At 71.5% G+C, this 8,570-nt stretch carries 7 protein-coding genes; 4 read left to right on the forward strand and 3 right to left on the reverse strand.

Translation table 11 applies throughout. From position 1 onward, the window contains the following. Both D7V77_RS38070 and D7V77_RS38075 read left to right on the forward strand, forming a co-directional pair. Positions 1-947, forward strand: a 947-nt coding sequence (locus tag D7V77_RS38070) for a D-alanine--D-alanine ligase (RefSeq protein ID WP_147452289.1), incomplete at its 5' end; no start/stop codon positions are given. Positions 948-1,264: 317 nt separating this feature from the next. After that, entirely contained in the window at positions 1,265-2,791 is a 1,527-nt protein-coding gene (locus D7V77_RS38075; protein WP_120581133.1) for a cellulose synthase family protein, read from the forward strand. Between the two features lie 103 nt (positions 2,792-2,894). On the opposite strand, the gene D7V77_RS38080 is transcribed toward D7V77_RS38075, so the two are convergent. Next, entirely contained in the window at positions 2,895-3,422 is a 528-nt protein-coding gene (locus D7V77_RS38080; RefSeq protein WP_120581134.1) for a hypothetical protein, read from the reverse strand. A gap of 83 nt (positions 3,423-3,505) precedes the next feature. Here D7V77_RS38080 and D7V77_RS38085 point away from each other — a divergent pair, with 83 nt between their 5' ends. After that, complete coding sequence (locus D7V77_RS38085) at positions 3,506-4,528, forward strand: PEGA domain-containing protein (protein WP_120581135.1); 1,023 nt, start codon at positions 3,506-3,508, stop codon at positions 4,526-4,528. Between the two features lie 55 nt (positions 4,529-4,583). Here D7V77_RS38085 and D7V77_RS38090 read toward each other — a convergent pair whose 3' ends face one another. Continuing rightward, positions 4,584-5,180, reverse strand: coding sequence for a hypothetical protein (locus tag D7V77_RS38090; protein WP_120581136.1), 597 nt, complete (start codon positions 5,178-5,180; stop codon positions 4,584-4,586). 51 nt (positions 5,181-5,231) lie between these two features. Here D7V77_RS38090 and D7V77_RS38095 point away from each other — a divergent pair, with 51 nt between their 5' ends. Beyond that, a complete protein-coding gene (locus tag D7V77_RS38095) occupies positions 5,232-7,067 on the forward strand; it encodes a M1 family aminopeptidase (RefSeq protein WP_120581137.1) in 1,836 nt (611 codons plus the stop codon). 7 nt (positions 7,068-7,074) lie between these two features. Here the strand turns inward: D7V77_RS38095 and ftsY are convergent. Next, the coding region (ftsY, locus tag D7V77_RS38100) for a signal recognition particle-docking protein FtsY (protein ID WP_304485887.1) at positions 7,075-8,570 on the reverse strand (1,496 nt) is incomplete at its 5' end.

Raw genomic sequence — 8,570 nt, forward strand, 5'->3', positions numbered from 1 at the left:
GGTGGGGCGAGGAGCGGGAGATTTCGCTCAAGACGGGGGAGGCCGTGGTGGCGGCCCTGGAGACCCTGGGGCACACCGTCACCCGCGTCTTCGCGGGCCCGGGCCTGGACCGGGCGCTGCGCGCGGCGGACATCGACGTGGCCTTCCTCGCGCTGCACGGCCGCATGGGCGAGGACGGCCGCGTGCAGGGCCTGCTGGAGCTGCTGGAGATTCCGTACACCGGCTCCGGCGTGCTGGCCTCCGCGCTGGCCATGGACAAGCCCATGGCGAAGAAGCTCTTCCAACTGCACAACCTGGCCTCGCCCATGGGCTACCGGGTGGCCCGCGAGGACGCGGAGCGCGCGCTGGAGCTGCACGGCGACAGCGGCTTCCCCTGCGTGGTGAAGCCCGCCAAGGGCGGCTCGTCCGTGGGCCTGTCCGTGGTGCACGACGCCGGGGCGCTGGTGCCCGCGGTGGTCCAGGCGTGCCGCTTCGGCGGTGAGGCCCTGGTGGAGCGCTTCGTCCAGGGCCAGGAGGTGACGGTGGGCATCCTCGGCGACAGCGTGCTGGGCAGCTGCGAGGTGTCCTACCCGCGCGAGGGCTTCGACTACGAGGCCAAGTACAAGGGCGGCGGCGCCCAGTACTTCCTCCCGCCCCGCCTGTCCGACACCCGTCGCGTCAACGTGGAGTCGCTCGCGCTCGCCGCGTACCGCGCCCTGGGCTGCCGGGGCTACGGCCGCGTGGACCTGATGTGTTCCGACACGGAGAACGACGTGGTGCTGGAGGTGAACACCCTGCCGGGCTTCACGCCCGTCAGCCTCCTGCCGAAGATCGCCGCCCGCGCCGGCCTGGACTTCCCCTCGCTGGTGCAAGGCGTGCTGGACCGCGCCACCCGCGACGAGCCCCACGTCACCGAGGCCGCGCCTCTCGCGCCCACCGCTCCCGTGCCCCTGCGCGTCGCGCGCTAGGTCCTCTGGCGCGCGGAGCACCTGGGACGTCGTCTCGGCATCGCCCCGACGCAGGGAAGCAGAGGGTGACAACCTGCGTCAAAACCGCCGTTCAAAGCCTCTCGAATCCGGGGAATAGTTTGACACGACCCGGGTGGCTCCCTATTGTCCGCCGGCGATCAGTAGCCGGAAGGTCAAAGCCCAGTCTTTACGGGCACATACGGGGCGGGGCTCAGCAGACCCACAGGCGGCGGTCAGCGTGAGCGGTCGGTCGGCATGCCGCCACGTCTGGTTGGACCGCTGGCGCCAGTGCCAGCGGGAGGGGCTGAGCGTCACCGATGACCACCGTTGAGATCATCTTCCTGGCAGTCTACTTCAGCTTGCTGAGCGTGCTGGGAGTCTACGGCTCCCACCGCTACCGCATGGCGTTTTTGTATTACCGCCACAAGTTCAAGCTGCCGACGCCCAACGGCACGCTGAAGGCGCTGCCCAAGGTCACCATCCAGCTGCCCATCTTCAACGAGATGTACGTGGTGGAGCGCCTGGTGGAGTCGGTGTGTCGCATCGACTACCCGCGCGAGCTGCTGGAGATTCAGCTGCTGGACGACTCCACGGACGAGACGTGCGGCATCGCGCGCGCGTGCGTGGAGCGCCACCGGCAGAAGGGGCACGACATCGTCTACATCCACCGCGTCAACCGCCAGGGCTTCAAGGCGGGCGCGCTGGAGAACGGCCTCAAGCTGGCCTCGGGCGAGTACGTGGCGGTGTTCGACGCGGATTTCGTCCCCAGCCCCGACTTCCTGATGCGCACGGTGCCCTTCTTCGCGGACGCGAAGGTGGGCATGGTGCAGGTGCGCTGGGGCCACCTGAACCGTGAGTTCTCCATCCTCACGCAGGCGCAGAGCATCTTCCTGGACGGGCACTTCATCATCGAGCACACCGCGCGCAACCGCGCCGGCTGCTTCTTCAACTTCAACGGCACCGCGGGCATCTGGCGCCGCACGACCATTGGCGACGCGGGCGGCTGGCAGCACGACACGCTCACGGAAGACCTGGACCTGTCCTACCGCGCCCAGCTGAAGGGCTGGCAGTTCATCTTCCTGCCGGAGGTCATCTCCCCCGCGGAGGTGCCGGTGGACATGAACGCCTTCAAGAGCCAGCAGCACCGCTGGGCCAAGGGCTCCATCCAGACGGCGAAGAAGCTGCTGCCCACCATCCTCAAGAGCGACCTGCCGCTCCTGGTGAAGCGCGAGGCCTTCTTCCACCTCACCAACAACATGGCCTACCTGTTGATGGTGCTCCTGTCCGTGCTGATGCCCATCAGCATGGTGGTGCGCTTCCAGCACGGCCTGTACGGCACGCTGTTCCTGGACCTGCCGTTCTTCATCACCGCGACGGCCAGCGTCTGCGTCTTCTACGTGGCCGCCCAGCGCGAGCGCGGCGTGAAGGGCTGGGAGCGCTTCAAGTACCTGCCCTTCCTGATGAGCCTGGGCATTGGCCTGGCCATCAACAACGCGAAGGCCGTGGGCGAGGCGCTGCTCAACCAGCAGTCGGGGTTCGCGCGCACGCCGAAGACGGGCGCCGAGGGCAAGAACGTCAAGGCCGTGAAGAAGAGCTACCGGGGCAGCAAGACGCTGATGCCGGTGGTGGAGCTGCTCTTCGCCGCGTACTTCACCGGGGCGCTGTGGTTCGCCATCGACTCGCGCATCTACACGTCGGTGCCCTTCATCATCCTGTTCCTGGCGGGCTTCCTCTACGTGGGCATGTCCAGCCTGATGCAGGGTCTGGCGGGCCGCCGGACGAAGGTGCCGGACGCCGCCCCCGCGGTGACGTCCTCCGAGGAGCAGCCGCGTCAGGCGGCCTGAGCCGTTCACACCGCTTCCGCTGTTCACCTCGCGCCGCCGCTTCCCTCCTGGACTCCAGGCGGGGAGGGCGGCGCGGTGCTTTCCTGCCTGTGGCTCGGGGGGACTACAGGCCCGCGTCGGGCGCGCCTCGCAGCAGCACCTGTTCCTGGCGCACGGGCGCGGGGCCGGAGGTCGCGGGACGGCAGCCCTCGTCGATGGCGGTGCTGGACGCGGCCCTCAGCGTGAGGCCGGCGTTGGTGCAGGCCACGGCCTCCGTGGGGAAGGCGACGGGGCAGGGCGTCCCGGAGGCGCTGAAGCCGGTGGCGCGCGTCTCGCCCACGAAGCCCTCGGGTGTTCGGGTGAGGACGATTCCCACGGAGCCCGCGTCCGGGGACTCCACGCCGCCGTCCGCCCACGCGCGCACCACCGCGAGTGAAAGGGTGCGGCCGTCGTCCTGGCCCAGGTAGCGGAAGGCCGGGTTCTGCGCGTGGTGGTAGTCGCCGGACAGGTCCTTCTCACAGCCGGGCGGCACGTGGATGGGAGGTGGCACGGAGGCGGCGTGGGTCTCCACCCGGGGTGGGGCCTTGCCCGGACAGGCCGCGAGCGAGAGGACACAGAGGCCAAGGGGGAGGGTGACGAGGGCGCGGTGCATGGGGCGCGGATATTCTCCCAACGGACGTCCCGGTGGGACGGTGTTTGCTTCCCCTGGGATGACTCTCTAACCTTCGGCCCGACATGAGTCTTCGCCGCTTCGCCATCCTGTCGCTCGTCGCCACCCTGGCCCTGCCGTCCGCGGCGTTCGCCCAGGACATTGATGATCTCCTGGGCCCCTCGGAGACGAAGCCCACGAAGCCCAAGGGCACCAAGGCCAAGCCCGCGAAGCCGCCGAAGCCGACGGCCAAGCGCAAGACGCCGCCCAAGAAGGAGAAGCTGGGCGCGCGCAAGGGCAAGACGGGCAAGAACGCCGCCACGGCCACCGTCGAGGACCCGGTCCCCGCGAAGGCCACGCTCGCGCTCAAGCTGGGCAGCAACGCGCGCGGCGCGAAGGTGACGGTGGACGGCGAGGAGGTGAACCCTCAGACGCCGCTGGAGCTGACGCCGGGGGAGCACACCGTCATCGCCCGCCGTCAGAACTATTCGGAATTCAACCAGCAGGTGACGCTGGCGCCGGGGCTGACCACGGAGCTGATCATCTCGCTGGACGCGGCCACGGGCTTCGCCACCCTGCGCGCGGACGTGCCCCGCGTGGGGGTGTACGTGGACGGGACGCGCGTGGGCACCACCAACATGGAGAACTACCCCCTGTCGCAGGGGCCGCACGTCATCGAGTTCCGCGCGCCGGGGCTCAAGGACGTGAAGAACATCACCGTGCGCGCCGGCCAGCTCTACGTCGTGGAGGGGCGGCTGCGTCCCTCCTCGGACGTCCCGACGGCGGTGGCGCAGGCGGACGATGCGCCGCGCTCGACGGTGCTGGAGCCCTCGAAGCCCGCGGAGCCGCCGGTGGACCAGCCGGGCCTGGCGCTGGGCACCGAGCAGCCGCCGGAGGTGAAGGAGAGCACCAGCAAGTCCTGGTACCAGAAGTGGTACGTCTGGGTGGGCGTGGGCGTGGTGGCCGCCGCGGCGGGCGCTGGCGCCTACGCGGTGACCCGGGGCCCCGCGGAGCTCACCCCGAACGAAGTGTGCGGCGGGGCGTGTGACGGTGCCATCGGGTTCCAGGGCCTGCGCCCGGCGATGCCCGCGAACGGCGTGCGCTTCTGACGACGCGCGGGGCGGACGTCCGCGTCCGCCCCTGCTTCCGGAGCTTCGGGGCCGCTCAGTGGCCCCGCAGGTCGTCCTCGGCGCGGCCCGCGCCGGGTTCCAGCCGCAGGAAGACGTTCGTCACGCGGCCCACGCCCCAGTAGTCCAGCGCGGTGGCGCGGAGGCGGAAGGGCTCGGACTCCGGCAGCAGGCCGCTGAGGTCCACTTCGTTGGCCTCGAAGCTGAAGGCGCGGCGGCCCACGTTGTCCACCTGCTCGTTGCCGATGAAGACGCTGTCCGCGAAGCCCACGGCCGCGCGGCGCGACACCTTCCCCTTCGTGTCCAGCACCTCCAGCAGGAGGAAGTTGTCCACGGCGAAGCCCTGCTTGCAGGCCGCGTCCCCACACAGGGTCGCCTTGGCACCGTCCAGCAGCAGCTGCGGCGTCTCGCCGGTGGCGACGACGCGCGGCGTGCGCTCGCCCTCGCGGGTGTCCACCTCCACGTCCTCGCGCCGCTGCTCCAGGCGGGCCGTCTCGCGCTCCGGCGTGGCGGTCAGCAGCTGGACCGAGCGCGGTTCGGGCGGCGCGGCGGCGGTGGACGGGGGAACCTGCTTCGCGCAGGCCAGGAGGCTCAGCGCGGCGGCGGAGAGGGTCAACGTTCGCGAGTGGCGCACCCGGAGGCTTGTAGCGAGCGGCCCTGGACGGGGTCAATTAGCATGCCCCCCATGCGGACCCTCCCCGGATGGTGGCTGCTGTGCGCGTTGGCCGCGGGCCCCGTGGTTGCGGCGACACCTCCCGCCCCCGCCGCTCCCGCCATTCCGGGCGCGGGCAGCGTGGCGCCAGAGGTGCAGCTGTGCCTCCAGCACCTGAGGCCGGAGGAGCGGGACCGGGCCGCGCGGGCGCTGGGGCCGCTGGAGTCCGTGCCGCTCTACCGCGTGCAGCTGGAGGTGGAGCCGAAGGAGCGGCGCGTCTGGGGCAAGGTGCAGGTGGAGCGGGTGGCCAAGGGCCCCAAGCCGGTGACGGAGCTGTACCTGCGGCTGACGCCCAACACCCGCTCCCGCCAGGTGACGCTCTCCGGCGCGAAGCTCAACGGGAAGGCCGTGGCGCTGGAGCTGGGGCCGGAGCCCACGTTGCAGCGCATCACCGTGGAGCCGCCGGTGCCCCCGGGCGGCACGGTGTCGCTGGAGGTCTCGCTGAAGGGCACGGTGCCCAAGGCGGCGCCGGGCGCGGAGTCGCTGCTGGGCTCGGGGCTCCTGGGCGGCGGCGCGAAGGGGGGCTCGGACGACCACGGGGCCTTCTCCGCCACGGCGGACGTGATGAGCCTGGTGGGCGTGGTGCCGCAGGTGCCTCCCATGGATGACCAGGGCCAGCCGTGGGCCGGCCCGCAGGGCACGGGGGACCTGGCGCTGTACGAGCCCGCGCACGTGCTGGCCACGCTCACGGTGCCGTCAGGCTGGGCGGCGCACACCACCGGGACGCCCATGGGCGCGGTGCCCGAGCGCGACGGCCGGGTGCGCTACAGCTTCGCGGCGGCGGCGGTGCGCGACTTCCCGGTGCTGGTGACGCGCGGCTACCAGTCCGCCACCGCCACGGTGAACGGCGTCACGGTGGAGAGCCACTTCGCGGCGCGGGACGCGGCGGTGGGCAAGCGCGTGCTCAAGTACGCGTCACAGGCCCTGACGGAGTTCGAGAAGCGGCTGGGCCCGCTGCCCTACACCCACTTCCGCGTGGTGCAGGCGCCCTTGAGCGGCGGCGCGGGCGGCATGGAGTTCCCGGGCCTGGTGACGGTGGGCACGTCCCTCTACCGCGCCAAGCAGGACCCGCTGTCCATGCTGGTGGGCATGCCCGGCATGGAGGCCTTCCAGGAGATGCTGAACGCGCAGGGCGGCGCGGGGATGCTGGCGCAGGTGGGCTCGCAGGTGGGGGCGTCCCTGGAGCGCACGCTGGAGTTCACCGTGGCGCATGAGGTGGCGCACCAGTACTTCGCGGGGCTCGTGGGCTCGGACCCCATCCACGACCCGGTGGTGGACGAGTCCCTGGCTCAGTACGCGGCGCTCCTCTACATGGAATGGGCCCACGGCCCGGAGGCCGCCGAGTCCCTGCGCAACGAGGCCCTGGTGATGCCCTACCAGTTCTTCCGGCTGACGGGCGGCAGCGACGGCCGCGCGGACCGGCCCACGGGCGACTTCGACGGCGGCGAGCTGGAGTACGGCGCGCTCGTGTACGGCAAGGCGCCGCTGTTGCACCACGCGTCGCGCAAGCTGGTGGGGGACAGCGCCTTCCTCAAGGCCCTGCGCGCGTACGTGGACACGTACCGCTTCAAGTGGGCGTGCAAGGCGTGCTTCACGCAGGAGCTGGCGAAGGCGAGCCCCGCGAACGCGAAGGCGCTGACGCAGCTGCGCACGCGCTGGTGGGAGGAGGCCCACGGCGACGAGGACCTGGGCGCGGCGGACCTCCAGGGGCTGATGGAGGCCATGGGCGGCGACATGGGCGGCGTGAAGCTGGACGCCCAGACGCAGCAACTGCTGGAACAGCTGCTGCCCCAGCTCATGGGGCAGTAGGGCCGCTTCAGTCGAACAGCGCCTGCACGAACTCGCGCGGCTCGAAGCGGCGCAGGTCGGCGATCTTCTCGCCCACGCCCACCCAGACCACGGGCAGCTTCAGCTCGTCGCAGATGCCGATGATGACGCCGCCCTTGGCGGTGCCGTCCAGCTTGGTGAGCGCGATGGAGCTGATGCCCACGGCGTCGTGGAACTGCTTGGCCTGCTGGATGGCGTTCTGCCCGTTGGTGGAGTCCAGCACGAGCAGGATTTCATGGGGCGCGCCGGGCAGCGCCTTGTCCATCACGCGCTTGACCTTCTTGAGCTCCTCCATGAGCGGGGCCTTGGTGTGCAGCCGGCCCGCGGTGTCCGCGATGATGACGTCCGCGCCTTCCTCCTTCGCCTTCTTCACCGCCTCGAAGATGACGGCGCTCGGGTCGCCGCCGTCCGGGCCCTTCACCAGCTGGGCGCCCGCGCGCTCGGCCCACACGTCCAGCTGCTCCGTGGCGGCGGCGCGGAAGGTGTCACCCGCGGCGAGCACCACCTTCTTGCCCTGGCCGGTGAGCTGCGCGGCCAGCTTGCCGATGGTCGTCGTCTTTCCGGCGCCGTTGACGCCCACCACCATCACCACGTGCGGCGGGCCACCGCCCGTAAGCGAACGCGGCACGGGTAGGTCCACCATGCGCGCCACCTCGTCGCGGATGGCGCCCTTGATGCGCTCCGGGTCCTTCAGCTCCGCGCGCTTGAGCTTGTCGCGCGCCACCTCCACCAGGTGGTCCGCGGTGCGCACGCCGATGTCGGCGGTGAAGAGGATCTCCTCCAGCTCCGACAGGACGGAGTCGTCCATGGTGCGCTGGCCGCCGAACAGGCCGTTGAGCCGCGCCATGAAGCCCTGGTTCTTCGTGCGGTCCAGCCCCTGCGCCAGCGTGCGGCCGCCCTCCGCCTCCACCTTGGCGCGCGCCACGGCGGCCTCGGCCTGACGGGCGGCCTCCGCCTGGGCGGCCTCCTGGGCGACGGCCTCATCGCGCAGGCGCACCGCTTCGACCTGCTCCCGCTTGCGGCGCTCGCGCGTCTCGTCGTCGAGCGCCTTCTTGGCGCGGTATTCGACGCGCTTGGCCTCCTCCTCACGCTCCTTGAGGGCGCGGACCTCCGCCTCCAGCCGGGCCTTCTCCGCCGAATCCTTCGCGGCGTGGGCGGCGAACGAGGCCGTCTCGCGCTGGCGGCGCAGCTCGTCCATGCGCGCGTGGGCGTCGTCCAGGTCCCGGCGCCGGGCGAGCTCCGCCTCGTTGGGCGGCAGCTCCACGCGCAGCTCGGGGCGCTCCTCGGGCAGCTGGGGCGCCTCCACCTGGGGCTTCCCGGGGGCTTCCGGCACGCGCTTCTTGCCGAAGAGCTTGCGCGCCGCCACGAGGGCCAGGACGACGAAGAGGGCCGCGCCGCCAATGCCCACCACTTCGCCGCCGGTGAGTCCGGTGTCCGGCGGGGTGCCCGTGCCCGGCTGCGTCGTCCCGCCGCCGGGGGTAGGGG

It is taken from the genome of Corallococcus sp. CA041A, assembly GCF_003612075.1.
GTDB classification, from domain to species: domain Bacteria; phylum Myxococcota; class Myxococcia; order Myxococcales; family Myxococcaceae; genus Corallococcus; species Corallococcus exiguus.

Bases quoted from the DNA above. Each gene is read 5' to 3' on its own strand.
- D7V77_RS38075 (WP_120581133.1), top strand. From the start codon at position 1,265: ATGACCACCGTTGAGATCATCTTCCTGGCAGTCTACTTCAGCTTGCTG.
- D7V77_RS38080 (WP_120581134.1), bottom strand. From the start codon at position 3,422: ATGCACCGCGCCCTCGTCACCCTCCCCCTTGGCCTCTGTGTCCTCTCG.
- D7V77_RS38085 (WP_120581135.1), top strand. From the start codon at position 3,506: ATGAGTCTTCGCCGCTTCGCCATCCTGTCGCTCGTCGCCACCCTGGCC.
- D7V77_RS38095 (WP_120581137.1), top strand. From the start codon at position 5,232: ATGCGGACCCTCCCCGGATGGTGGCTGCTGTGCGCGTTGGCCGCGGGC.